This is a genomic window from Bacillus sp. FSL L8-0199, assembly GCF_038005705.1.
GTDB classification, from domain to species: domain Bacteria; phylum Bacillota; class Bacilli; order Bacillales; family Bacillaceae_G; genus Bacillus_A; species Bacillus_A cereus.
Window position 1 is genome coordinate 4837501 of record NZ_JBBOTS010000001.1, and the last position, 24507, is coordinate 4862007.

A 24507-nucleotide genomic window follows, 5' to 3' on the forward strand; every position below is an offset into this window, starting at 1 on the left:
AAGTTTTTTTAAAACTGCCCACATTTCTTTTTTTATATCATATACTTAAACGAAATATCTCTTTCATGTATGAGCAATTCCTACATATATTTTATATAAAGTTACTCTATCAAAAGACGTTTCTTTCTATAATAAGCGTTTTATTCATATAGCATATCATACAAGGAGGAATATATATGGACTATACCGATTTATTAATCAAACTAGGTCTCTCGGCTATTTTAGGATTTGCCATTGGTTTAGAACGCGAATTAAAACGGAAACCACTTGGTTTAAAAACGTGTTTAGTTATTTCTATTATTAGTTGCCTCCTAACGATTGTTTCTATTAAAGCAGCTTATAACTTACCACATACCGATCATATGAATATGGATCCACTTCGACTTGCCGCTCAAATTGTATCAGGAATTGGTTTTTTAGGTGCTGGCGTAATTTTAAGAAGAGGCAACGATAGCATTGCAGGGCTCACGACTGCCGCTATGATCTGGGGTGCTTCTGGTATTGGTATTGCTGTTGGGGCCGGATTCTATATTGAAGCGATATTCGGAATGTGTTTCCTTATGATTAGTGTCGAACTTATACCACTCGCGATGAAATATGTAGGCCCTAGATCATTTCGTCAACGTGATATCGCTGTGAAACTTGTTGTACGAAATATGGACAATATCCCAATCGTAATTGAAGAAATAAAAGAAATGGATATAAAAGTTAAGAATATGAAGCTTAAAACATTAGAAAACGGTTCTCACTATTTACATCTTAAACTGTCCATTGATCAAAAAAGACATACTGCTGATGTTTACTATGCTCTCCAGCATCTTGAAAGTGTCCAACAAACTGAAGTGGAAAGTATGTAACGTAAAACAAACTCTCTTTAATTAGAGAGTTTTTCTTTTTTCTATAATGGCAACAATGAATGTAGTCCTACAAAGTAAGGAGGAATAGGCAATTGAAATCCCGTCCGAATTTAGTAGATACATTTCGCGATTCCATTATTTTCCGTTTAATTTGTTTTATTATTGTACTGACTGCTTTTTCCGGTTTTCTTATACATAGATTAGAACCTTTTCATTTCACTACATGGTTTGACGGAATTTGGTGGTCAATCGTTACCATTTTTACAGTTGGATATGGCGACTTTGCTCCCCATACGACGCTAGGAAAACTAATAGGTATAAGTATTATTTTATTAGGAACTGGCTTTTGTTCTTATTATATGGTGCTGTTTGCTACTGAAATGATTAATAAACAATATATGAAAATTAAAGGTGAAGAAGCCGCTACTTCTAACGGTCATATGATTATCGTTGGCTGGAATGAGCGCGCAAAACATGTTGTAAAGCAAATGCACGTATTACAACCAAACCTTGATATCGTTTTAATTGATGAAACACTTTCTTTACTCCCAAAACCATTTCATCATTTAGAATTTATAAAAGGTTGTCCGCATCACGATCAAACTTTATTAAAGGCTAATATTGCAACGGCACACACCATATTAATAACAGCTGATAAAGAAAAAAACGAAAGCTTAGCGGATACACAGTCCATTTTAAATATTTTAACTGCAAAAGGGCTCAACCCAAACATTCACTGCATCGCTGAACTTCTTACTTCTGAACAAATACAAAATGCAACGAGAGCTGGCGTGTCAGAAATTATAGAAGGAAATAAATTAACGAGCTATGTATTTACCGCTTCTCTTTTATTCCCTTCCATTTCAGGTGTACTATTTTCACTTTACGACGAAATCTCTGATAATAAATTACAACTGATGGAGCTTCCATCGTCCTGCACCGGACAAACTTTTGCCAATTGTAGCTATACTCTTTTAAAGCAAAACATTCTCTTACTAGGTATAAAGCGCGACGAACAATATATGATTAATCCAGTTCATTCCTTTGTTCTCATTGAAAGCGACATACTCATTGTTATTCACCATTAGTAAAATGACGCTCTAATTCTTGCATGAGCACTTTCCCAATATTGATATATTTTCTTTTCACATCTCCATCTGGATCTTTCGGCTCAGCAAATTGATCCATTCCACTTGTTCCAGCTGTTAAAGTATTCACATTATCATCTAGTTCTCCATCAATGGCTGTAAATGGAACTCGTAAAAATTGATACCCATCTTCTTCATCGATTTTGTAATCAAAGCATCCTTTATCATAATCCCAATTACCACCAATGCTATATCCAAGTGGTTTCATAATCTCTTCTAACTTATATAACGCATATGTACGTCCTTCTAAATTTGATTGAATCGGAATCAAGCCCATCCCTCCTAGACTTTTCCTTTAGCATACCCACTTTAGTTTGAATATACTGATGGACTTTTCGATAAAATAATAAAAAGCGACCGGAATCCGGTCGCTTTTTATTATTTTAAACGCTCTTCTAATTCTGCTTTTAATTCTTCAAATCCTGGTTTACCAAGTAAAGCAAACATGTTTTTCTTATATGCTTCTACTCCAGGTTGGTCAAATGGATTCACGCCTAATAAGTAGCCGCTCATCGCACATGCTTTTTCGAAGAAGTATACAAGGTAACCGAATGTGTACTCATTTAATTGAGGAATATTGACGATTAAGTTTGGTACTCCCCCGTCGCTATGTGCAAGTAATGTACCTTCGTATGCTTTTGTGTTTACGAAGTCTACAGTTTCACCAGCAAGGTAGTTTAATCCGTCTAAATCGTTTTCTTCTGATTCGATTGTTAGTTCATGTGTAGATTTACCTACTTTAAGAACTGTTTCAAATAAGTCACGACGACCTTCTTGAACGTATTGACCTAATGAGTGTAAATCAGTTGAGAAGTTTGCTGAAGATGGGAAAATACCTTTTTGATCTTTCCCTTCACTTTCACCAAATAACTGTTTCCACCACTCAGCGAAGTATTGAAGTGCTGGTTCATAGTTAACAAGCATTTCAATTGTTTTTCCTTTATTGTATAAAGCGTTACGAACTACTGCATATTGGTAAGCTGGATTTTCTTCTAGTTCTGATGTTCCGAAGTCATCACGACCAGCAGCTGCACCTTTCATCATCTCTTCAATATTTAAGCCACTTACTGCGATTGGTAATAAACCAACTGGCGTTAATACAGAGAAACGACCTCCAACATCATCTGGAATAACAAATGTTTCGTAACCTTCGTTATCAGCTAATGTTTTTAATGCACCACGCGCTTTATCTGTAGTTGCATAAATACGTTTGCGAGCTTCTTCTTTTCCATACTTTTCTTCTAATAACTTACGGAAGATACGGAATGCTAGTGCTGGCTCTGTTGTTGTACCTGATTTGGAAATAACGTTAATAGAGAAGTCTTTACCTTCTAATACGTCCATTAAATCTTTCATGTAAGTGGAGCTAATGTTTTGTCCAACAAATAGCACTTGTGGAGTTTTACGTTGTTCTTTAGAAAGCGTGTTGTAGAAAGAATGGTTTAACATTTCGATTGCTGCACGTGCTCCTAAGTAAGAACCACCGATACCTACAACAAGTAAAATGTCAGAGTCATTTTTAATTTTTTCTGCGCATTTTTGAATGCGAGCAAATTCTTCTTTGTCATATTGAAGCGGAAGGTCTACCCACCCAAGGAAATCGTTCCCAGCTCCAGTTTTTTCGTGGATTGCGTGATGTGTTACTTTCACTGCATCACGTAAATAAGTGATTTCATGTTCACCGATGAAGGATAACGCTTTAGAATAGTCGAACGTTACATGTGTACTCATCTTTTTCCCTCCAATTATGGATATGTATTTCTGTATTCACTTTAGCGAAACTGAAGTTGTAAATCAAGCGATTCAAACATTGTAAACGTAACCAATATATATTTTTTAGAAAAAGTTCATTTTTTGCATAAAAATTCGCATTTTTCGGTATAGATGTATATACATCCTCTTTCAAACATTTTTTATGTATAAAAACAACATAACTACCCCATTCTATAAAAGAGTTAATTAACTCATCGCTTGCTCATGCTTCACAATTAAGGGGGGCTTTTTCATGAGTACTTTACAACGTATCGCATTAGTCTTTACTGTAATTGGCGCTGTAAACTGGGGACTAATCGGGTTTTTCCAGTTTGACTTAGTAGCAGCCATTTTCGGTGGACAAAATTCAGCTCTTGCACGTATTATTTACGGCATCGTTGGTATATCTGGGCTTATCAACCTTGGTTTACTGTTTAAACCATCTGAAAATCTTGGTACGCACCCAGAAACAAACGAAATTCGATAATCAGTATGTCCTTTCACCTCCGACATACGAATATGATTGCATGCAATCATATTTGCAAATATATATCATAAGATAAAGTAAAAGAGGAACGCTCATATGCGTTCCTCTTTTACTTTGTTAACTCGGACTCTTCAATCCATTCTGCCAACTTTTCTCGCAGCGTATTAAATCCGTTTTCAGATGGGTTCGGTATAAGAATCCTTCCTTGTTTTCTTTTCGCCGCTTTTAACGATAAACTCATTTTTCTGTGCTCTTCATCAATTGAAAGTACCTTTACTTCTACTGTATCGCCGACCTTTAAAAAGTCATGAATATCCTTTACATATCCATTTGTAATTTCAGATATATGCACAAGCCCTTGTGTTTCTGCATCTAACGCTACAAACGCACCGTAATCTTGAATTCCAGTCACTTTCCCTGTTACAACCACTCCTGTTGTATATTGTTCTGACATATGAAACACTCCCATACGTTTACCATTCTCTCTACAATTATAGAGAGCAAAGCAGATATATTTATTTTAAATATCCGATTGGTTAGTACGCATTCTAGATAACGTTATCTAGAATGCGTATACCTTATATTAGTAAATTATACCACTATGACAGAACTCATTCAAAATTCATGAAAAATTTCCCTTAAAGGAGTATAATTATCCAATATTGGGATAGACTACTAACACATGGCTTTCTAGTATTCCCCCCCTTTTATGGACAAAACGTATTACGTTTTGTCCTTTTTTTATTCTCTACAAACCGTTCCATTCTCTTCATTGCTTCCATAAGTTGTTCAAGCGACGTTGCATAAGAACAACGAATAAAACCTTCACCACTTTCGCCAAATACGCTACCAGGGACAACAGCCACTTTTTCTTCCAGCAATAACTGTTCTGCAAATTCCGCTGAAGATAATCCTGTTGAAGATATAGAAGGGAAAACATAAAATGCTCCGCCTGGCACATGACACGTTAAGCCCATTTCATTGAAAGATTTCGTCATGAAGTTACGACGCTTCTTATAACTATCTCTCATTCGAATCACTTCATCGTTCCCTGCCCGTAACGCCTCAAGTGCTGCAAACTGAGACATCGTCGGTGCACACATCATTGAATACTGATGGATTCTGAGCATTAATTCTGAAAATTGAACAGGAGCTGCAATCATACCGAGACGCCATCCTGTCATCGCAAACCCTTTTGAAAATCCCGAAATTAAAATCGTATGCTCACGCATATTTTTAATACTCGCGAAACTTGTATATACTTCGTCGTATACAAGCTCTGCATAAATTTCATCAGATAATACAATTAGATTGTACTTCTCAACAATCACTGCTATTTCTTCAAGCTCGGATTTATTTAGCATTGCACCTGTCGGGTTATTTGGTGAACAAAGCAAAATCGCCTTTGTTTTCGCTGTAATAGCTGCTTCAATTTGTTCTGGTAGTACTTTAAACTCATTTTCTAAAGTAGTCGCCACAGGAACCGGAACTCCTCCAGCTAATGTCACAAGTGGTGCATAAGAAACGAAGCTTGGTTCAATAATGAGCACTTCATCATCAGGATTTATAATGGCGCGCATCGCTACATCTAACGCCTGGCTCGCTCCAACTGTAACAATGATTTCATCACTTGGGTCATAAGATACTGCAAATTGTTTTTTTAGATACTTTGCTATTTCTTGACGGAGCTCCAATAATCCTGCATTTGCTGTATATGACGTATACCCTTGTTCCAAAGAACGAATACATGCTTGCCTTACATTCCAAGGGGTAACAAAATCTGGCTCTCCTACCCCGAGGGAAATAACACCTTTCATATTTGCTGCTAAATCAAAAAATTTTCGAATACCAGATGGTTTTAAAGATTCTGCTGATCTAGATAGTTCAAATTGCTTCATGGTGTCACCACAATTCGCTTATCATCATCGTCTTTTTCATAAATAACGCCCTCATGTTTATACTTCTTCAAAATGAAATGAGTAGTTGTAGAAACGACAGATTCAATTGTTGCTAATTTCTCAGAAACAAACATCGCTACTTCCCCCATCGTTTTCCCTTCTAATGTAATAGAAAGATCATATGTCCCTGACATTAAATAAACGGATTTCACTTCTGAATAACGATAAATTTGTTCAGCAACCGCATCAAACCCAACGCCGTGCTTTGGCGTAACTTTCACATCGATCATTGCCGTTAAACCTGTATGTTCTTTCACTTTCGTCCAATCGATATGTGTTACATAATCCACAATAATCTTTTCATTTTCTAATCTCGCAACCATCTTCTTTACTTCTTCTACTTCTATATTTAACAGCTTCGCTAATGTATCTACAGATAATCGACTACTCTTTTCAAGACAAGCTAATAATTCTAATTCTTTTTCTGTCACCATATAAATCATCCTTCCTTTTCGTTTGTGTCTAAATTATACAAATACCCTTTCCAGTTTGAAAAGAAGATTTTTCTATTGAATTATGTCAAAATAAAGTGAAACTTTAATCAGCGAAATGCTTTACCCCGCTGACTATTAGCCCGCACCAATCGGGCTTTTACGGACAGTTGCTCTCCCACCTAACCTCTTTACTTGAGCTGCTTTTTGAGGTGGGAGACTTACTGTCCGTTAATGTGGGGTAAAGTGAAACTTTAATCAGCGGAAAAATACGTGATAAAACGAAAGGGGATGGAACCGTGAAACCAAAAGTTTATATTGCTGAACCAGTTCCAACATTTGTAGAAAACTATTTATCAGAACACTGTGATTATGAAAAATGGGATCAAAATGAGAAAGTACCTCGTGATATTCTATTAAAGAAAATACAAGATAAAGATGGGTTATTAAATTTCGGATCTGCTATTAATGAAGAATTACTGACAGTAGCTCCTAACTTAAAAGTAGTGAGCAACATTTCTGTCGGTTACGATAATTTTGATTTACAAGCGATGAAAAACCGAAATGTTATCGGAACGAATACACCATACGTATTAGATGATACAGTAGCTGATCTCGTTTTCGCCCTTATGCTATCAGCTGGGCGCCGCGTTTGCGAACTCGATTCTTACGTGAAAAATGGTGAATGGAACGCTGAAATCGGAAAAGAACACTTCGGACTAGATGTACACCATAGCACAATTGGTATTATCGGTATGGGCCGAATTGGAGAAGCCGTTGCAAAACGAGCAAAATTCGGATTTGATATGAATGTTCTTTACTATAACCGCCGTCGTAAAGAAGAAGCTGAACAAAAATTCGATGCTACATATTGTGATTTACAGACGCTACTGAAGCAGTCTGACTTTATTGTTCTTCTTACTCCATTAACAGATGAAACATATCACCTTATCGGAGAAAAGGAATTTTCATTAATGAAAGACACAGCAATCTTCATTAATGCTTCTCGCGGCAAAACAGTAGATGAAAAAGCGTTAATCCATGCTTTAACAGAAAAGAAAATCTTTGCAGCAGGTATCGATACATTTACACAAGAGCCGATTCAAAAAGATAATCCACTCTTATCATTACAAAATGTTGTGACTTTACCACATATCGGATCTGCAACATTAAAAACTCGTCAGCAAATGGCCATGACCGCCGCTGAAAATTTAGTTGCAGGGTTACAAGGAAAAACACCGCCTAATATTGTTCGCGGGTAATACTGAATAAACGAAAGGCAAGATGACATCGTCATCTTGCCTTTTTTTGTTAACATATTTTCTTCTTCCTTGGAGATGATATGAACAAAAATCAATGGAGTGACAAAAAATGAATCATAAATATACTTGTCCTTATTTCACTTTTTCCACTCGCGGCACTACTGTTCATTACGAATTGTATGAACATGATAATAAAACAGAACGTCCTACTTTCATACTCGTTCACGGCTTTTTATCTTCCTCATTCAGCTACCGCCGTCTCATTCCTTTACTATCGAAGGAAGGAACAGTCATTGCTCTTGATTTGCCACCGTTCGGAAAAAGTGATAAATCTCATCTGTTTAAGTATTCTTATCACAATTTAGCAACGATTATTATTGATTTAATTGAACATTTATCTCTCTCAAACATTGTATTAGTTGGGCATTCTATGGGTGGGCAAATTTCTCTCTATGTAAACCGTATACGTCCTGAACTCATTTCAAAGACGATTTTACTATGTAGCTCGAGCTATTTAGCGCGCGCAACCTTACCTTTACTATACTCTTCTTATTTACCGTTCTTTCATTTATACGTAAAGAACTGGATTATAAGGCGCGGCATTGTTCATAACTTAATGAATGTCGTTCATGATCACTCATTAATTGACGATGAAATGAAAAAAGGTTACTCCGCTCCTTTTTATGACGACCGTATATTTCCCGCTTTAACTCGCATGATACGAGACCGTGAAGGTGACTTATCTTCAACTGAATTACAAAAAATCGAAACACCTATCCTACTCATTTGGGGTGAAAAAGACCGCGTCGTCCCTGTACATGTAGGTCATCGTCTACACAAAGATTTACCGAATTCAAAATTTATTTCTTACGAAAATACAGGACATTTACTACCTGAAGAAAAGCCTGAACATGTTTATGAAGAAATTATCGCTTTTTCCGCGCAATAAAATGAAACTTTAATCAGCCTCCACCTAACTTCTTTGCTTCCGCTAAATTTTGAGGTGAAGGTCTTACTACCCAGCAGATAGCGGGATAATATAAAAAAGGCTGTCGGAAATCCCGACAGCCTATAATGAACAGCTTCCGCCTTCTTTTATTACAAGTAATTCCACAGCTAATTTCTCACATTTTTCAAGCGCAGGTACTTCCTCAAAAGACATAAAGTATATATGTTGAATCTTCTTTGCGATATATTTTGGATCGTCAAACACACTTATGACGCTCACAACATCGCTCGCTTCTGTTTCATAAAACTCCGGTCCCATTTGAAACGGATCCCAATTCTTCACAACCTCTATCATCTTTTCATATGTACCCATTCGCTTCCCGCCTTTTCACTTTTTAATACTTTTCTTTATCCTATCACATCAGCTATTCTATAAGAAGAGAGAGAACTTTCATAACTTATTGGTTTTACAGAAGAAGGGAGCAAACTTATGCAACTATTTCATAAAGCAATCAATCGACGTGGAACGCATAGTATAAAATGGGATACATATAAAAACGAAGAACTTATCCATGCTTGGATTGCTGATATGGATTTTGAAGTACCAAAACCAATTCAAACTGCCTTAAAACAACGAATCGAACATCCGATTTTTGGCTATACACTTCCTCCCGAAAATATTGGAGATATTATTTGTAACTGGACAAAACAACAATACAACTGGGATATTCAAAAAGAATGGATTGTCTTTAGCGCCGGAATCGTTCCAGCTCTTAGTACGAGCATACAGGCTTTCACCAAAGAAAACGAATCTGTTCTCGTACAACCACCTATTTATCCTCCATTTTTCGAAATGGTCACAACAAACAACAGGCAGTTATGCGTGAGTCCATTACAGAAACAAAATGATACATATGTGATAGACTTCAAGCATTTAGAAAAGCACTTTCAGCAAGGCATCAAACTCATGCTTCTTTGTAGCCCTCATAACCCAATCGGACGCGTTTGGACGAAAGAGGAACTTGTGCAGCTCGGATCGTTATGTACTAAATATGACGTAATCGTTGTGGCGGATGAAATTCATTCCGATATCATTTATGCAGACCATACACATACACCGTTCGCTTCCTTATCTGAAGAATTAGCAGAGCGCACTATCACTTGCATGGCTCCAAGTAAAACATTTAATATCGCTGGATTACAAGCGTCGATCATTATCATTCCAAACGAAAAGCTCCGTCATGCCTTTACAGCTATCCAGTATAGACAAGGCTTCCACGGGTTAAATATCTTCGCTTATACAGCGATGCAAAGCGCCTATACAGAATGTAATGATTGGCTAAACGAAATTCGATTATATATAGAAGATAATGCTCAATTTGCTTGTGAATATATTAAAACTCACATACCTGCTCTTTCCGTAACGAAGCCAGAAGGTAGCTTTTTATTATGGATTGATTGTTCACGTCTAAAGCTTTCTCAAAACGAGCGTACCGCACTACTTGAGGAAAAAGGAAAAATCATCGTTGAACCTGGTGAGAAATACGGGTTAGGTGGCGAAGAACATATTCGAATTAACATCGGCTGTCCACGATCTGTTTTAGAAGAAATTTTAAACAGACTGCGTCATACGTTTTCATAATAAGAAAGGAGTCTGTCCCGAATCATTCTTGGGCAGACTCCTTTGTCATATTTTGTCGGTAAGTCGATATATTTCAATAATCGCTGATATATTTCAAGTTACGGTCGATATATTCCAATAATCGCCGATATAATTTGAGTTACAGTCGATATATTCCAATAATCGCTGATATATTTTCAATTACATTTCACAAATAAAGCTACCATTCACGGTAGCTTTTACTTTTTCTTCATATCCGATGCTTTTTTTACAATTACGCCACAAGCAATTCGATCCCCTGATTTACCTGTCGGTTGTGTCATACCATCATCAGGGTTTTCTGTAATAATAATAGACGCTCCATCTTTTCTATGAATCGTCGTTTTCCCTTCTTCAAGTGTAATGTGGGGTGCATCGATTTCCGCTTTAATCTTTCCAGAACCATCTGCAACTACGTTCGGTAAATCACCGTTTTCTGCGCCCTTCGGATTAAGAAGACCATGTTTTTTATCATCAGGATTAAAATGATTCCCAGATGATTCAAAACGAGGTGCCTTACACTCTCCGATTTCATGTACATGTAGTCCGTGTGGTCCTGGCGTGAAACCTTCCCCTTTAATCGTAATTTTCACCCCACTTGTTTGCTGAACTACTTTCGCAGTCCCTACTTCATCACCTGAAGCATTATGTAATTTCACGTCAATTTCTTTCGGCTTTCCTTGGTCACAACCTGCCATCAGAAATAATAAACAACAACTGAAAAAAAGCCGTTTCTTCATTCTATTCCCTCCAAAATATATTCTGCCCTTAGATTGTCCGAGCATAGAGGGAAACATACAAAAATGCGTTACTGTTTCTTTTCAGCTAATAGTTTTTCTTCAACTTTCTGTAATCGGTCTGCTTCTCTTTTTGATATACGAATAAACATGCGCCACGTAGCAATAGCACCGATAATAAATAGAACACAAACAATCCCTGGAATAATATATTCTGTTTTATCTTCCGGAAAATATAAAGGCATCATATAGAACACTCCTTATTATAGGATTTATAAAACATCAGAATTTTCTGTTATATAATTTTAAATTATAGTGCAACCTCCCCATATTCTCAAGGGGCGTTCTGAAAACGAAGGATTTCTTTGACTCCTTCCCTCACTTTCCTTACTATAAACTTGAGGTGAAAAATATGAGAGAAACATTTGAAATTGGTGAAATCGTTACTGGTATTTATAAAACAGGAAAATACATTGGCGAGGTTACAAATAGCCGCCCTGGCAGTTACGTCGTAAAAGTATTAGCTGTTTTAAAACATCCGGTGCAAGGTGACTTACATAACGTAAAACAAGCTGACGTACCATTTTTCCACGAAAGACGCGCTTTAGCTTTTCGTGAGCAAACGAACATTCCAGAACAAATGGTGAAGAAATATGAAGGAGAAATTCCGGATTATACAGATTCACTAAAATTAGCATTAGAAACTCAAATGAATTCATTTTCTGAAGATGATTCACCTTTTGCGGTTCGTAGTCTAGACACATTAGAGCAATTAAAGAAAGACTACAAACTCTAAAAAACAAAACGACCAAATTACATAATGTGCAATTTGGTCGTTACTGTGTGCTCACTTTCTTTAACACTTTTGAAAAATCAACAAGTTCTCCTAATGTTGGAGGTGCTGGTTTTACTAAATACTCTTTATCTTTTTCTACTAGTTTAAAAATGTTGTACGTCGTCATTGCATCATCAAGCGCACAATGATGCTTCCCTGTCCCTACTTTTCCATACGCCTCAATTGCTTTCCATAATCCTGTTTGATTTCTTTCTCCAAAAAACTTCTTATACTCAAGCGATAAATCACGACACTGTCCGAAGAATGGAAAAGCTATCCCTGCCATTTCACAATTATGCTTCAGCACTTTCATATCCATATTTCCCCACGTTACAATTGTCGGTTTACATTTCGTTTCGTATTCTGAAAGCTTCTTAACGAGTTCAGGAAATGAAATCCCTTTATCCACGACTTCTTGTTTTATTCCTAAAAACTTCTTACATCGATCCGTTAAAGAGGGAAATGTTTTCGGCCTGACATGTGATGAATACGTATCTTCTACCTTACAGCCAGCAACTGAAACGAGTCCTACCTCAATAATCTCTGGAAAAAATCCTTTCGGTTTCTTTCTATGCTGGGGCATCGTAAACTCAAAGTCTAAAAATAAAAATCGTTGTTCATCCATACGATCCCTTCCTTATCATTTTTGTCATTCCTTTCTATTTGACACTCCTACACGAACAAGCTCGAATGCTAATTCCATTTTAAATATTCAGATTGGATGTATCTTATATATATGTCAAATGCCCACAAATATTTTAAAAAATAAGAAAAAATGACCTATGCAGAAAATATGACAAAATCTCTCCTTTCATTTACATCCGCCATTTTCCTACTTTATAATGACGTTATGTGTGTTTCTTCTAGAGCATTTTTGACACACTAAGAAAAAGTGAATGAAAGGAGATGAGATTTTTGCACGAAACAACGCAAGAACTCGCTAACTGGCAGTATTATTTTGCTATCGCAGTCTTTTTAATTACATATGCCATTATTATTTCTGAAAAAATTAATCGCGCTGTCATCGCACTTCTTGGTGCAGCACTCATGGTAATTGTGGGGGTCGTCGATTTACATAACGCCTTTACGAAACATATTGAATGGGGAACGATTACGCTACTCATCGGTATGATGATTTTGGTGAACATTACGAGTAAATCAGGTGTCTTCCAATACGTTGCCATTAAAGCGGCAAAAGGAGCGCAAGGAAATCCAATTAAAATTTTAATTTCACTTTCCTTACTTACCGCGCTTGGCTCCGCATTTTTAGATAACGTTACAACTGTACTTCTTGTTGTTCCAGTTACTTTATCTATTACGCGCATACTGCAAGTAAATCCTGTTCCTTATTTACTTTCTGAAATTATTTTTTCAAACATTGGAGGAACAGCAACATTAATTGGTGATCCACCTAACATTATGATTGGTTCTGCAAATAAGCATTTAGACTTCAATGCTTTCCTATTGAATCTAGCACCAATTGTAATTATTATTATTGCAGTTACAGCGATAATACTTTACTTCATGTATCGCAAACAATTAATTGCCGATCCTGTACAAGTTAAAAAATTAATGAGCTTAGATGAAAAACAATACATTAAAGACCCAGTATTAATGAAAAAATCTTTAACGGTACTTGGACTTACGATTGTAGGTTTCATGACTCATTCTATTTTCCATATCGATGCCGCTATTATCGCCTTAACTGGTGCTACTGTACTTATGTTAATTGGTGTGAAAGAGCATGAAATTGAAGAAGTATTTGCAAGCGTAGAGTGGGTAACAATCTTCTTCTTCGCAGGGTTATTCGTACTTGTTGGAGGACTTATCGATATCGGTCTTATCAAAATGTTAGCTCAAAAAGTAATTGGTATAACAGGCGGAGATATTTCTTACGCATCCATCCTTATTTTATGGGTATCTGGTATCGCCTCTGCAACAATTGATAACATCCCATTCGTCGCAACAATGATTCCACTTATTAACGATATGGCAGTTGGGCTAGGCTTATCACCATCTGACGCACAAATCGATGTATTATGGTGGGCATTAGCACTAGGTGCTTGTCTGGGCGGAAACGGAACATTAATCGGAGCTTCTGCTAACGTAATCGTTGCAGGTATCGCGAGCCGCGAAGGACATAAATTTAGTTACATGGACTTCCTAAAAGTCGGTTTCCCAATTATGATCGTTTCATTAATCATTTCTCACATTTATATTTATTTACGCTACCTTATGTAGTAGAAAAAGCGCTCTGATAATCAGGGCGCTTTTTTACTTATAGCTACTTATCAACAAAAATGAAAAATCTACTCTTTATATCTCACCGGTTCATTTCGAATAATAAATAAGTGAATCGGTAAGAACACCGAAAATGTGATTACATGAATAATCGTAAATAATATAGAGTTCGTTCCGTATCTGTCTAAAATAGCGTAGATAAGATAAATGGACAATACAATCGATACAGCTGTTGCTAGTAAACTTATAATTGGTACGAAATTAAAAATGAAACATGCAACATATATGCCGAATACTTTCCACCCTGCTTCTTCTTTCAAAAAATCTGGTAATTTATCTTTCGCTAAGTCCCCCCACGTCTTACTATTCAAAAACGGAATAAACGCAAGCACCCCGTCCGTTGCACCATCATTTTTCGCCATCGAATAAAGTGCAAAAGCCGTTAACAAATATGAAATAATTGCCCAAATCAATATAACAAGAATAAACGCAAAACTAAGAGCAAAGAAACCTGCTAGTACGCCTTGATCCTCCATCTTATCCTCTCCTCTCTACTTTCAACATATTTCATTACATTGCAAGTTATGTTTTAAAATTTATCCAAACTCTTTGTATAATAAGAGAAGAAAGAGAATAAGAGAGGAGAAACACGTATGCATCCATTTGTAAAAGCATTACAAGAGCATTTTACAGCTCATCAAAATCTTGAAAAAGCAGAACCTATGGCTCGTTATATGAAAAATCACTTCCCATTTCTAGGTATTCAAACACCGGAAAGACGCCAATTATTAAAAGACATCATTCAAATACATACTCTCCCAGATAAAAGAGACTTCCAAATTATCGTACGTGAACTTTGGGACTTACCAGAACGTGAATTCCAAGCGGCTGCACTTGATATTATGCAAAAATATAAAAAGCATATAAACGAAACACATATCCCCTTCTTAGAAGAATTGATTGTAACAAAATCTTGGTGGGACACTGTCGATAGCATCGTACCTACATTTTTAGGTAATATCTTTTTACAACATCCAGAATTGATTTCTGCCTATATCCCAAAATGGATTGCATCAGATAACATTTGGTTACAACGTGCCACTATTTTATTCCAACTCAAATATAAACAAAAGATGGATGAAGAACTTCTTTTCTGGATTATTGGACAACTACATTCTTCAAAAGAATTTTTCATTCAAAAAGCAATTGGCTGGGTCCTTCGTGAATATGCAAAAACAAATCCGGATGTAGTTTGGGAATACGTGCAAAACAATGAGCTCGCTCCATTAAGTAAGCGCGAAGCAATTAAGCATATTAAACAAAATTACCGAATAAATAACGAAAAAATAGGCGAGACTCTATCATAGATAGACGCGTTCCTCTATTGAGATTTAAAAAAGAACGTGTTAGAATATGTTCATTATTATTAATATAAGTAGCGATGACGGACTTATAAGTACTTGCATAAAAAGCGATTCAGGGATAGTGAAAGCCTGAAGCCGCAAGGAAACGGCAGTCCTGAGCAATACATGATAAAGTGGATGCACCTTTTGTGTATCAACTAGGGTGGAACCGCGGGCAAACGCTCGTCCCTAGGCAAATAAGCCTTGGGATGAGCGTTTTTTTATGTTCTTTTTAGCATATACTGCTCGTTTCCAAAGTATCAGAGTATGTCATCGCCAATACGTTAACTTTCAAAAGGAGGATTTTCTTATGTATTCAATGGAACAAGTTGTAAACTTAGCGAAACATCGCGGTTTTGTTTTCCCTGGTTCTGAAATTTACGGTGGTCTTGCAAACACTTGGGATTACGGTCCACTTGGAATCGAATTAAAAAATAATGTTAAAAAAGCTTGGTGGAAAAAATTCATTCAAGAATCTCCACACAACGTTGGTTTAGACGCAGCTATTTTAATGAACCCTAAAACTTGGATCGCTTCTGGTCACGTTGGTAACTTCAACGATCCAATGATCGACTGTAAAAAATGTAAAGCTCGTCACCGTGCTGACAAATTAATTGAGGATGCTTTAGATGCAAAAGGCATCGAAATGGTTGTTGACGGTCTTACTTTCGACCAAATGGCTGACTTAATGAAAGAACATGAAGTAAAATGTCCTGATTGCGGTAGTGAAGAATTTACTGAAATCCGTCAGTTCAACTTAATGTTTAAAACATTCCAAGGTGTTACAGAGTCTAGCACAAACGAAATCTTCCTTCGTCCTGAAACAGCACAAGGTATTTTCGTAAACTTCAAAAACGTTCAACGCTCTATGCGTAAAAAGCTTCCATTTGGTATCGGCCAAATCGGTAAGAGTTTCCGTAACGAAATCACGCCTGGTAACTTCACATTCCGTACACGTGAATTCGAACAAATGGAACTTGAATTCTTCTGTAAGCCTGGTGAAGATTTAGAGTGGTTCGCATTCTGGCGTGAAACTTGTAAAAACTGGTTACTTTCACTTGGTATGTCTGAAGAGAGCATACGTCTTCGTGACCACGGTGAAGAAGAGTTATCTCACTACAGTAATGCAACAACTGACATTGAATTCAAATTCCCATTCGGTTGGGGCGAACTTTGGGGCGTTGCATCTCGTACAGACTTCGACTTAAAACGTCACATGGAACACTCAAACGAAGACTTTAACTATATCGATCCACAAACGAATGAGCGTTACGTACCATACTGCATCGAGCCATCTTTAGGCGCAGACCGCGTAACATTAGCATTCTTATGTGATGCATATGAAGAAGAGCAATTAGAAAACGATTCTCGTACAGTTCTTCGTTTCCACCCTGCTTTAGCACCATACAAAGCAGCTATCTTACCATTATCTAAAAAGCTATCTGAAGGTGCTACTGAAGTATTCGCAGAATTAGCTAAAGACTTCATGGTAGACTTTGATGAAACTGGTTCTATCGGTAAACGTTACCGTCGTCAAGACGAAATCGGTACACCATTCTGTATCACATACGACTTCGACTCAGTTGAAGACAAAGCTGTTACAGTACGTGACCGTGACACAATGGAACAAGTTCGTATGCCAATTAGCGAACTAAAAGGTTTCTTAGAGAAGAAAATTCAGTTCTAATTATAAGAAAAAGAGGCTGCTCATAAGAGCGCCTCTTTTTTATTTTTCACGTTTTTCTTTAATTGCTACTGTACATCTTGATATACATAGTAAATCATCATTTTCATCAATAATGCGAATATCCCAAACCATTGTCGATTGTCCTCTATGTATTGGTGTTCCAATCGCTGTTACAATTCCATCTTTCTTTGAGCGAATGTGGTTCGCATTAATTTCTAATCCGAAACAAATACATTTTTCTTGATCAATTAAATTATATGAACCAACACTTGCCACTGTTTCTGCTAATGCAACCGATGCACCACCATGTAAAAATCCAAATGGCTGATGCGTACGCTCATCAACGGGCATCGTAGCAACCACCTTGTCTTCTGTCATCTCTAACAACTCAATTCCAAGTGAATCCATTAAAGTTTTTGCCATATCGCTTCCCCCTTCTCTTACTTTAATTAAATGTATAATTTTACCTATTTATTTTCAAACTACTTATAACACATATATAAGGAGGCTTCACCTAAATGAAACAGAAACTTTGTATATTACTGCTTATGTTCTCCTTGCTGACTATTGTACCAAATTGTGCAATAACAGCCAAAGCATCTAACCTGACAATCGATGTTAAGACTGTAACACAAAAAGGTAAGAAACCTTATATAGAATATCAAATAAATAGGCCTTCTTTTCACAACTTTTCTGACTCTAAATTTCAAAATAAACTCAATTTATACTACAAAAAATCCACTGACAAATTTAAAAACAAATTAGAAAAAGAAGCAAAAAAATATTATAAAGAGACAGAAGGATCTAGTACACCATTTCATCCGTACGTAGCAAATGTTGATTATAAAGTCTCTTTAAACAAACCACCTTTTCTTAGCCTATATGTGAATTACTATCAATATACTGGCGGAGCACACGGTCTTTATACGTGGAAGGCAAATACATTCGATTTAAACGAAAAAAAGGTACTGCACTTAGACGATTTATTTCAACAAAAGGATAAATATAAAGATGTAATCCGTGCGGAGATTGTACGACAAATTAAACAAAATGAAAGCATTTATTTTCCTGATGCAACTGAAAAAGTAATGAGTATGAAAAAATTCCACTTCTTTTTAGAGCCAGACAATCTCGTCATTTATTTCCCTTTATATGAGATTGCTCCCTATTCAAGTGGAATTCCGCAATTTCGTATTCCATATACGTTGCTAAGAGACTATTTAAAGCCTTCTTATCAAAATATTTTGATTGACAACAAGTAAATATTTTCGCTACGATAATGTTAACCTAAAAACAACAGGAGGTTAACATTATGAGAAGATTTCATGTTTTAGATTTAGCATTAGCTGCCATGTTCGTTGCTCTTATGGCAATCGGTGCAAATATTGTATCTTGGGCACCATTCCTTCAAGTAGCAGGCATCCCATTATCTATGCAACCATTTTTCGCAATTTTAGCAGGTCTTCTTCTTGGAAGTAGACTTGGTGCCTTATCCATGACTGTATATATGCTCGTTGGCGTAGCCAGCGCACCAATCTTCGCTAACTTCAAAGCTGGATTTGGAGCACTTTTAGATCCTACTGGTGGTTTTATTATCGCATTTATTATCGTTGCTTACGTATCCGGAAAACTAGTAGAACAAAAAGAAAGACCAACATTCATTACATTTGCAGTTGCCTCTTTCACAGGAATTATTTTAACTTATATAATCGGTACTACTTACATGTACGGGGCAGTCAATCTCTTTATGGGCGGTAATATGAGCTATAAAGCTGCTTGGATGATTATGATGTGGTTCGCAGTAAAAGATATTGCATTTACAATTATCGGTGCTATTATCGCACCTCGCATATATTATGCTGTGCGTCGTTCTGCTTATCAGCATTCTCATTCGACGATTTCATAATAAAAAAATGAGTTATTTCAGTATACTGAAATAACTCATTTTTTATTATGACTCTTGATTCGCTTGTTCTTCTAAAATTTTCTTCATCATCGCAACCATGTCATCACGTAATTCTGGGTGTTGCAGAGCCATTTCGATTGTCGTTTGAACGAATCCTAGCTTTTCACCTACGTCGTAGCGCTTTCCTTCGAAATCGTAGGCAAATACACGTTGGATTTCATTTAAGCTTTGGATTGCATCTGTTAACTGAATTTCACCACCAGCACCGACATGTTGCTGTTCTAAGAACATAAAGATTTCAGGCGTTAAAATGTAGCGCCCCATAATTGCTAAGTTTGAAGGAGCTGTACCTTGTGCTGGTTTCTCAACGAAATTGCGAACTTGGTAACGACGACCTTCTTGTTCTAATGGATCGATAATTCCATAGCGATGTGTTTCCGACTCTGGAACAGTTTGTACACCAATAACAGAAGAAAGTGTTTTTTCATACTCATCCATTAATTGACGTAAACATGGTTTCTCAGCTTGGACAATATCATCACCTAGTAACACTGCAAATGGCTCATCACCAATGAATTTACGTGCACACCAAACAGCATGTCCTAGTCCCTTCGGCTCTTTTTGACGGATGTAATGAATATCTACCATTTTTGAAGAAGCTTGTACTTTTTCAAGCAACTCATATTTTTTCTTCTCTAATAAGTTTTGTTCTAGTTCAAATGCGTTATCAAAATGATCTTCGATAGAGCGCTTTGTTTTACCAGTAACAATAATAATATCTTCGATTCCCGATTTCACTGCTTCTTCTACAATGTATTGAATCGTTGGTTTATCTACTATCGGTAACATTTCTTTCGGCATTGCTTTCGTTGCTGGTAAAAAACGTGTTCCTAATCCAGCTGCTGGGATTATCGCTTTTCTTACTTTTTTCATCACAAAATACCCTCTCTCCTGTCGGAATCAATAGCAAGCATTTCCTACATAAAACAAAAGGGAGATTTCGCTCCCTTTTGTTCCTTACTACTTAAAATTACTTTGTATTATAAACGATTCATAATGTCTTCTTTAATAGTAAGTAACTTTTGTTCACTATTTTGTAAAGAACTATCTTTCACACCAAAGTAAAACTTAATCTTCGGCTCAGTTCCAGATGGACGTAGGCAGAACCATGAACCATCCTCTAATTGATATTTTAACACATTTGATTTCGGTAAGTGAATCTCTTCTTTATGTCCATCTTGTAAAGATGTAACAACGCTCGCTTTATAGTCTTCAACTGCTACGACTGTTAAGCCCGCCACTTCTTTCGGAGGATTCTCACGGAACTTTGCCATCATCTCTTGGATTTTTTCCGCTCCATCTTTTCCTTTTAACGTTAACGATACAAGGTCTTCACGGAAGAAGCCGTACTTCTCAAATACTTCTAATAGACCGTCATATAACGTTTTCCCTTGTGATTTGTAGTATGCAGCTACTTCACATGCAAATAGAACAGATTGTACTGCATCTTTATCACGGCAGAATGGGCGGATTAAATAACCATAGCTTTCCTCATAACCGAATTGGAATTCATATTGTCCACTTTCTTCATACTGTCTAATTTTCTCACCGATAAATTTAAATCCAGTTAGCGTATCAACTGTATCTAAACCGTATGCTTTTGCAATTGTACGACCAATTTCAGACGTTACGATTGTTTTTAATACGACACCGTTCTCTGGAAGCGTTCCGTTTTCTTTCTTTTGAGATAGTAAGTAATCAAGCATTAATGCACCTGTTTGGTTTCCTGTTAATACTTGGAACTCACCATTATGATTACGCACTGCTACACCAAGGCGGTCTGCGTCAGGATCAGTTGCGATTAATACATCTGCGCCTACCTTTTCACCGTCACGTATTGCATACTCAAACGCTGCGTGCTCTTCTGGGTTCGGTGATTTTACTGTAGAGAAGTTTGGATCTGGTAACTCTTGTTCTTTTACAACTGTTACATCTGTAAATCCAACTTCTTTTAAACCACGGCGTACAGAAATATTTGATGTTCCGTGTAATGGTGTAAAGACGATTTTTAAGTCTTTGCCGACCTTTTCCACCATTTCTTTATTAATGATGACATTGTTCAATTCTGCAGCATATGCATCATCTACTTCTTGTCCAATAATATGTAATAAACCGTCAGTTTTTAATTGCTCTACATCAGCGACTTCAACTGTTAATTCATCTTCTACTGCATTTACGTAGCTAATTAACTCATCTGCCTCTTTTGGAGGTAACTGTCCACCATCTTCACCGTATACTTTGTATCCGTTATATTCAGGCGGATTATGGCTTGCCGTAAGAACGATTCCACTTACTGTATGTAAATGACGAACTGCGAAAGAAAGTACTGGCGTTGGACGTAAGCTTTCAAACACATATGTTGTGATACCACGTGCACCAAGTGTAGCAGCAACTTCCATTGCAAACTCAGGTGATTTATGACGAGAATCATAGGCTACAACAACACCGCGTTTTTTCGCTTCCTCACCTAACTTTTCGATAAAGCTTGCTAATCCTTTTGTTGCTTTACGAACTGTATATACATTTAAACGGTTCGTACCAGCACCAAGTTCACCACGCATACCACCTGTGCCAAACTCTAGATTTTTATAAAAGCTATCCTCGATTTTCTTCTCATCTTGCTTCATATTTTCTAGCTGTTCTTTTAATTCTGCATCTAATTGTGCGTAAGAAAGCCAGCGACTAAATTCTTGTTTCCAATTCATTCTTCTCTCTCCTCTCGCTCGTCATACCTTTATTATATGAAAAAAACATGCTGTATCTCAATATTTTATAAAATCTAACAGGATTTTACTAGGAATATTTGTATACACTATTGTTAAATACTCCACTAAAGGGAATGAGGATTATGCACGAATGGGGCTTGTCAGAAGAGCTCAAAATACAAACAAAGCAAATGATTGAAATTGCTGAAAAAGAACTATCGATTATGAGGAACGCAATCGATAAAGAAGACGAATGTATTTTATGCAAAATGGAAGATATTCATCATATGTTAGCAAATGTACAAACATTGGCAGCTACATACTATATTCAGGCATATTTATCACCTTATACGGAAAGTTCATCTTTTATTACGACAGCTATCCAACATTTAAGCGCCAGAAAACATGGTGCTCTTATCGTCGTGGAACGAAACGAGACGCTTGAAGCTCTCATTCAAACTGGAACGACATTAAACGCTCATTTAACTGCGCCATTACTCGAATCAATATTTTATCCAGGTAATCCTCTTCATGACGGTGCCGTTCTCGTAAAAAATAATCATATTGTCTCAGCTGCTAATATTCTTCCTTTAACGAAAAGTACAGAAGTTGATCCTGAGCTAGGAACACGTCACAGAGCTGCAATTGGCTTATCAGAAAAGAGTGATGCACTTATATTAGTTGTCTCTGAAGAAACGGGCCGTACTTCTTTTGCTTTAAATGGGGTTTTGTATACGATTTCTTTATAAACACATTTTTCAACAGCGTAGTGACAAACGAAGTTATATCCAATTACCAACAAATGGTTCTACTATACCAATAAAAAAAGGCTGCCTCAAAAATTTGAGACAGCCTTTTCTTCAAAAAATTATTCTTCTCCAAAACGCTCCACAAGTGTTGCAAGTGTACGTACCATTGCGCCAGTTGCTCCAGCTGGACCTAAGTCGTGCGCACCTTTTGTTTCTGATGTTCCAGCGATATCTAAGTGTACCCATGGTGTATCTTCAGCGAATTCGCCTAGGAATGTACCTGCCATAACCGCATGTCCTTCACGGCCTGGTGAGTTATTTAAATCAGCAAACTTACTGTTTCTCACACGTTCTTTATCACGATCAAAAATCGGTAGTTGCCAAATTGGCTCATCTGTTTCCATAGAAGCCTCTAGCACTTGCTCAAATAACTCTTCATTATTTGTCATTGCGCCTGTCGTATAGTTTCCAAGTGCAACAATTACACCGCCTGTTAATGTTGCAACATCAACAAGGTAGTTTGCACCAAGTTTTTTCGCATACGTAATACCGTCAGCTAAAGCTAGACGACCTTCTGCATCCGTATTTAATACTTCAATTGTTTTTCCGCTCATAGATGTGATTACATCGTCTGGCTTAAATGCCGTACCACTTACAACGTTATCAGTTGAAGGAATAACAGCGATCACATTTTGTTCTGGGCGAAGTTCACCGATAATTTCCATCGCACCTAATACAGCAGCTGCACCGCCCATATCACCTTTCATACCAACCATGCCTTCACGTGGTTTTAAAGAATAACCACCTGTATCGTATGTAATACCTTTTCCAACGAACCCAATGACATCTCTCCACTCTTCTTTTCCTTTATAAATAAGAGCGATCATTTTTGGTGGCTCTACACTACCTTGGTTTACTGCAAGTAACGCACCCATACCAAGGTCTTCCATCTCTTCTTTCTCAAGAACTTTATAGTCCATATCATACTTCTCCGCTAATTCAACAGCATACTCAGCAAGCTTTGTCGCTGTTAATACGTTTGGCGGCATATTTACAAGTGTACGAGCTGAATTTGTTGCACGTCCATGTACGTAGCCAACTGTTAATGCTGCTTCAATTTCTTGTGCATCTTCCGCTGTAATAGCCGTGAACTTCTCTAACTCTACACGATCCTTTTTATCTGATTTATACGTTTGTAACTCATATGTACCAAGGCCTTGTACCTCTGCCGCAATATGAGCGACATCAATCGCGTCTAATTTCTCTGTTACGAAAGAATCAAGTAAGATTGCTGCATCTTGTACTTTTGCTGCTTGCAGTGTTTTAAACGCCTTACCAAGAGCCGCACGTAACGTTTCTGTCGTGTAAGATTCTTTCTTTCCTAAACCAACAAAGTAATAACGTTTCACATTTGTTTTCCCTAAGCTATATACTTTCGAAATGGCCTTTTTCTTCGTAGATAATTCTTTCTCTTCTAGTAAAACTTGTAATTGCCCTTCAAACGCTTTGTCCAGTTCTTGTACAAAACTACTCATTTTCTCTTCTTCAAATAAAGCAACAATTACCGCTTCATGACCTGCTAATTCTTTTTGTACTTGAAACATGTTCAGACCCCCTAAATTTCTCTACCACCATTATAACTTTATTTTCGATAAAATGCGATAATTCTAACTACAGTTAT

The 24507-nt window shown here is 36.9% G+C and carries 27 protein-coding genes; 13 read left to right on the forward strand and 14 right to left on the reverse strand.

What is annotated here, in order from left to right:
• Positions 1–176: 176 nt before the first annotated feature.
• Complete coding sequence (locus NST86_RS25075) at positions 177–857, forward strand: MgtC/SapB family protein (protein ID WP_000386676.1); 681 nt, start codon at positions 177–179, stop codon at positions 855–857.
• A gap of 92 nt (positions 858–949) precedes the next feature.
• Positions 950–1945 carry a potassium channel family protein gene (locus tag NST86_RS25080; RefSeq protein WP_016118802.1) on the forward strand — a complete coding sequence of 332 codons (996 nt, stop codon included), beginning with the start codon at positions 950–952 and terminating at the stop codon, positions 1943–1945.
• Here the strand turns inward: NST86_RS25080 and NST86_RS25085 are convergent.
• Together NST86_RS25085 and NST86_RS25090 are read right to left on the reverse strand one after the other, a co-directional pair.
• On the reverse strand, positions 1932–2276 hold the full coding sequence (locus tag NST86_RS25085; protein ID WP_142951276.1) for a YugN family protein: 345 nt from the start codon (positions 2274–2276) through the stop codon (positions 1932–1934). The genes NST86_RS25080 and NST86_RS25085 overlap by 14 nt on opposite strands.
• 107 nt (positions 2277–2383) lie before the next feature.
• Positions 2384–3736 (reverse strand): glucose-6-phosphate isomerase, encoded by a 1353-nt coding sequence (locus tag NST86_RS25090; RefSeq protein WP_061664377.1) that lies wholly within the window; start codon positions 3734–3736, stop codon positions 2384–2386.
• 274 nt (positions 3737–4010) lie between these two features.
• On the opposite strand from NST86_RS25090, the gene NST86_RS25095 reads away from it, so the two are divergent.
• A complete protein-coding gene (locus tag NST86_RS25095; RefSeq protein WP_000105788.1) occupies positions 4011–4244 on the forward strand; it encodes a DUF378 domain-containing protein in 234 nt (77 codons plus the stop codon).
• A 109-nt stretch (positions 4245–4353) separates the two neighbouring features.
• Here the strand turns inward: NST86_RS25095 and yugI are convergent, their stop codons facing one another.
• From yugI to NST86_RS25110, 3 genes are all read right to left on the reverse strand, one after another.
• Positions 4354–4698, reverse strand: coding sequence for a S1 domain-containing post-transcriptional regulator GSP13 (gene yugI / locus NST86_RS25100; protein WP_000003764.1), 345 nt, complete (start codon positions 4696–4698; stop codon positions 4354–4356).
• Positions 4699–4951: 253 nt separating this feature from the next.
• Entirely contained in the window at positions 4952–6142 is a 1191-nt protein-coding gene (locus tag NST86_RS25105) for an aminotransferase (protein WP_000808525.1), read from the reverse strand.
• Positions 6139–6636 (reverse strand): Lrp/AsnC family transcriptional regulator, encoded by a 498-nt coding sequence (locus tag NST86_RS25110; protein ID WP_000255696.1) that lies wholly within the window; start codon positions 6634–6636, stop codon positions 6139–6141. The genes NST86_RS25105 and NST86_RS25110 overlap by 4 nt, the downstream gene beginning before the upstream one ends.
• A gap of 266 nt (positions 6637–6902) precedes the next feature.
• On the opposite strand from NST86_RS25110, the gene NST86_RS25115 reads away from it, so the two are divergent.
• Together NST86_RS25115 and NST86_RS25120 are read left to right on the forward strand one after the other, a co-directional pair.
• Positions 6903–7895 carry a 2-hydroxyacid dehydrogenase gene (locus NST86_RS25115; protein WP_061664376.1) on the forward strand — a complete coding sequence of 331 codons (993 nt, stop codon included), beginning with the start codon at positions 6903–6905 and terminating at the stop codon, positions 7893–7895.
• Positions 7896–8004: 109 nt separating this feature from the next.
• Positions 8005–8844 carry an alpha/beta fold hydrolase gene (locus NST86_RS25120; protein ID WP_001015858.1) on the forward strand — a complete coding sequence of 280 codons (840 nt, stop codon included), beginning with the start codon at positions 8005–8007 and terminating at the stop codon, positions 8842–8844.
• A gap of 120 nt (positions 8845–8964) precedes the next feature.
• Here NST86_RS25120 and NST86_RS25125 read toward each other — a convergent pair whose 3' ends face one another.
• On the reverse strand, positions 8965–9216 hold the full coding sequence (locus NST86_RS25125; RefSeq protein WP_000537645.1) for a YugE family protein: 252 nt from the start codon (positions 9214–9216) through the stop codon (positions 8965–8967).
• Between the two features lie 117 nt (positions 9217–9333).
• Between NST86_RS25125 and NST86_RS25130 the strand changes: the two genes are divergently transcribed.
• Entirely contained in the window at positions 9334–10485 is a 1152-nt protein-coding gene (locus tag NST86_RS25130; protein ID WP_061664375.1) for a MalY/PatB family protein, read from the forward strand.
• Positions 10486–10703: 218 nt separating this feature from the next.
• Here the strand turns inward: NST86_RS25130 and sodC are convergent, their stop codons facing one another.
• Complete coding sequence (gene sodC, locus NST86_RS25135) at positions 10704–11243, reverse strand: superoxide dismutase [Cu-Zn] (protein WP_061664374.1); 540 nt, start codon at positions 11241–11243, stop codon at positions 10704–10706.
• A 68-nt stretch (positions 11244–11311) separates the two neighbouring features.
• Complete coding sequence (locus NST86_RS25140) at positions 11312–11488, reverse strand: hypothetical protein (protein WP_000982755.1); 177 nt, start codon at positions 11486–11488, stop codon at positions 11312–11314.
• 164 nt (positions 11489–11652) lie between these two features.
• Here NST86_RS25140 and NST86_RS25145 point away from each other — a divergent pair, with 164 nt between their 5' ends.
• Complete coding sequence (locus NST86_RS25145) at positions 11653–12036, forward strand: kinase-associated lipoprotein B (protein WP_016118805.1); 384 nt, start codon at positions 11653–11655, stop codon at positions 12034–12036.
• A gap of 40 nt (positions 12037–12076) precedes the next feature.
• Here the strand turns inward: NST86_RS25145 and kapD are convergent, their stop codons facing one another.
• The gene (kapD, locus tag NST86_RS25150) at positions 12077–12700 is read right to left on the reverse strand and encodes a 3'-5' exonuclease KapD (RefSeq protein ID WP_000344358.1); all 624 of its coding nucleotides are present in this window, start codon (positions 12698–12700) and stop codon (positions 12077–12079) included.
• Between the two features lie 290 nt (positions 12701–12990).
• Here kapD and NST86_RS25155 point away from each other — a divergent pair, with 290 nt between their 5' ends.
• Positions 12991–14316 carry an ArsB/NhaD family transporter gene (locus NST86_RS25155; protein ID WP_000545231.1) on the forward strand — a complete coding sequence of 442 codons (1326 nt, stop codon included), beginning with the start codon at positions 12991–12993 and terminating at the stop codon, positions 14314–14316.
• Between the two features lie 68 nt (positions 14317–14384).
• On the opposite strand, the gene NST86_RS25160 is transcribed toward NST86_RS25155, so the two are convergent.
• A complete protein-coding gene (locus NST86_RS25160; protein ID WP_000390061.1) occupies positions 14385–14852 on the reverse strand; it encodes a hypothetical protein in 468 nt (155 codons plus the stop codon).
• A gap of 117 nt (positions 14853–14969) precedes the next feature.
• Here NST86_RS25160 and NST86_RS25165 point away from each other — a divergent pair, with 117 nt between their 5' ends.
• Positions 14970–15683, forward strand: a complete 714-nt coding sequence (locus NST86_RS25165; RefSeq protein ID WP_016110874.1) for a DNA alkylation repair protein — start codon at positions 14970–14972, stop codon at positions 15681–15683.
• 346 nt (positions 15684–16029) lie between these two features.
• The gene (locus tag NST86_RS25170; protein WP_061664373.1) at positions 16030–17406 is read left to right on the forward strand and encodes a glycine--tRNA ligase; all 1377 of its coding nucleotides are present in this window, start codon (positions 16030–16032) and stop codon (positions 17404–17406) included.
• A gap of 39 nt (positions 17407–17445) precedes the next feature.
• On the opposite strand, the gene NST86_RS25175 is transcribed toward NST86_RS25170, so the two are convergent.
• Positions 17446–17829 (reverse strand): hotdog fold thioesterase, encoded by a 384-nt coding sequence (locus tag NST86_RS25175; RefSeq protein ID WP_016079885.1) that lies wholly within the window; start codon positions 17827–17829, stop codon positions 17446–17448.
• A gap of 95 nt (positions 17830–17924) precedes the next feature.
• On the opposite strand from NST86_RS25175, the gene NST86_RS25180 reads away from it, so the two are divergent.
• Together NST86_RS25180 and NST86_RS25185 are read left to right on the forward strand one after the other, a co-directional pair.
• Positions 17925–18668 carry a DUF3298 and DUF4163 domain-containing protein gene (locus tag NST86_RS25180; RefSeq protein WP_061664372.1) on the forward strand — a complete coding sequence of 248 codons (744 nt, stop codon included), beginning with the start codon at positions 17925–17927 and terminating at the stop codon, positions 18666–18668.
• A gap of 50 nt (positions 18669–18718) precedes the next feature.
• On the forward strand, positions 18719–19312 hold the full coding sequence (locus tag NST86_RS25185; protein ID WP_061664371.1) for a biotin transporter BioY: 594 nt from the start codon (positions 18719–18721) through the stop codon (positions 19310–19312).
• Between the two features lie 45 nt (positions 19313–19357).
• Here NST86_RS25185 and galU read toward each other — a convergent pair whose 3' ends face one another.
• Together galU and NST86_RS25195 are read right to left on the reverse strand one after the other, a co-directional pair.
• A complete protein-coding gene (gene galU / locus NST86_RS25190) occupies positions 19358–20245 on the reverse strand; it encodes a UTP--glucose-1-phosphate uridylyltransferase GalU (RefSeq protein ID WP_002097988.1) in 888 nt (295 codons plus the stop codon).
• A gap of 107 nt (positions 20246–20352) precedes the next feature.
• On the reverse strand, positions 20353–22077 hold the full coding sequence (locus NST86_RS25195; protein ID WP_016118808.1) for a phospho-sugar mutase: 1725 nt from the start codon (positions 22075–22077) through the stop codon (positions 20353–20355).
• Positions 22078–22220: 143 nt separating this feature from the next.
• Between NST86_RS25195 and cdaS the strand changes: the two genes are divergently transcribed.
• Positions 22221–22826 (forward strand): sporulation-specific diadenylate cyclase CdaS, encoded by a 606-nt coding sequence (cdaS, locus tag NST86_RS25200; RefSeq protein WP_000545253.1) that lies wholly within the window; start codon positions 22221–22223, stop codon positions 22824–22826.
• Between the two features lie 119 nt (positions 22827–22945).
• On the opposite strand, the gene pepA is transcribed toward cdaS, so the two are convergent.
• Positions 22946–24430 (reverse strand): cytosol aminopeptidase, encoded by a 1485-nt coding sequence (gene pepA / locus NST86_RS25205; protein ID WP_000487957.1) that lies wholly within the window; start codon positions 24428–24430, stop codon positions 22946–22948.
• Between the last annotated feature and the right edge of the window lie 77 nt (positions 24431–24507).

What these genes read in the sequence shown, in the direction of transcription:
- NST86_RS25090 (WP_061664377.1), bottom strand. Translation starts at nt 3,736, where the DNA reads ATGAGTACACATGTAACGTTCGACTATTCTAAAGCGTTATCCTTCATC.
- NST86_RS25075 (WP_000386676.1), top strand. Translation starts at nt 177, where the DNA reads ATGGACTATACCGATTTATTAATCAAACTAGGTCTCTCGGCTATTTTA.
- NST86_RS25180 (WP_061664372.1), top strand. Translation starts at nt 17,925, where the DNA reads ATGAAACAGAAACTTTGTATATTACTGCTTATGTTCTCCTTGCTGACT.
- NST86_RS25195 (WP_016118808.1), bottom strand. Translation starts at nt 22,077, where the DNA reads ATGAATTGGAAACAAGAATTTAGTCGCTGGCTTTCTTACGCACAATTA.
- galU (WP_002097988.1), bottom strand. Translation starts at nt 20,245, where the DNA reads ATGAAAAAAGTAAGAAAAGCGATAATCCCAGCAGCTGGATTAGGAACA.
- NST86_RS25130 (WP_061664375.1), top strand. Translation starts at nt 9,334, where the DNA reads ATGCAACTATTTCATAAAGCAATCAATCGACGTGGAACGCATAGTATA.
- sodC (WP_061664374.1), bottom strand. Translation starts at nt 11,243, where the DNA reads ATGAAGAAACGGCTTTTTTTCAGTTGTTGTTTATTATTTCTGATGGCA.
- NST86_RS25095 (WP_000105788.1), top strand. Translation starts at nt 4,011, where the DNA reads ATGAGTACTTTACAACGTATCGCATTAGTCTTTACTGTAATTGGCGCT.
- NST86_RS25140 (WP_000982755.1), bottom strand. Translation starts at nt 11,488, where the DNA reads ATGATGCCTTTATATTTTCCGGAAGATAAAACAGAATATATTATTCCA.
- NST86_RS25125 (WP_000537645.1), bottom strand. Translation starts at nt 9,216, where the DNA reads ATGGGTACATATGAAAAGATGATAGAGGTTGTGAAGAATTGGGATCCG.
- NST86_RS25110 (WP_000255696.1), bottom strand. Translation starts at nt 6,636, where the DNA reads ATGGTGACAGAAAAAGAATTAGAATTATTAGCTTGTCTTGAAAAGAGT.
- NST86_RS25160 (WP_000390061.1), bottom strand. Translation starts at nt 14,852, where the DNA reads ATGGAGGATCAAGGCGTACTAGCAGGTTTCTTTGCTCTTAGTTTTGCG.
- NST86_RS25105 (WP_000808525.1), bottom strand. Translation starts at nt 6,142, where the DNA reads ATGAAGCAATTTGAACTATCTAGATCAGCAGAATCTTTAAAACCATCT.
- NST86_RS25120 (WP_001015858.1), top strand. Translation starts at nt 8,005, where the DNA reads ATGAATCATAAATATACTTGTCCTTATTTCACTTTTTCCACTCGCGGC.
- NST86_RS25175 (WP_016079885.1), bottom strand. Translation starts at nt 17,829, where the DNA reads ATGGCAAAAACTTTAATGGATTCACTTGGAATTGAGTTGTTAGAGATG.
- cdaS (WP_000545253.1), top strand. Translation starts at nt 22,221, where the DNA reads ATGCACGAATGGGGCTTGTCAGAAGAGCTCAAAATACAAACAAAGCAA.
- NST86_RS25185 (WP_061664371.1), top strand. Translation starts at nt 18,719, where the DNA reads ATGAGAAGATTTCATGTTTTAGATTTAGCATTAGCTGCCATGTTCGTT.
- NST86_RS25165 (WP_016110874.1), top strand. Translation starts at nt 14,970, where the DNA reads ATGCATCCATTTGTAAAAGCATTACAAGAGCATTTTACAGCTCATCAA.
- NST86_RS25170 (WP_061664373.1), top strand. Translation starts at nt 16,030, where the DNA reads ATGTATTCAATGGAACAAGTTGTAAACTTAGCGAAACATCGCGGTTTT.
- pepA (WP_000487957.1), bottom strand. Translation starts at nt 24,430, where the DNA reads ATGTTTCAAGTACAAAAAGAATTAGCAGGTCATGAAGCGGTAATTGTT.
- kapD (WP_000344358.1), bottom strand. Translation starts at nt 12,700, where the DNA reads ATGGATGAACAACGATTTTTATTTTTAGACTTTGAGTTTACGATGCCC.
- yugI (WP_000003764.1), bottom strand. Translation starts at nt 4,698, where the DNA reads ATGTCAGAACAATATACAACAGGAGTGGTTGTAACAGGGAAAGTGACT.
- NST86_RS25145 (WP_016118805.1), top strand. Translation starts at nt 11,653, where the DNA reads ATGAGAGAAACATTTGAAATTGGTGAAATCGTTACTGGTATTTATAAA.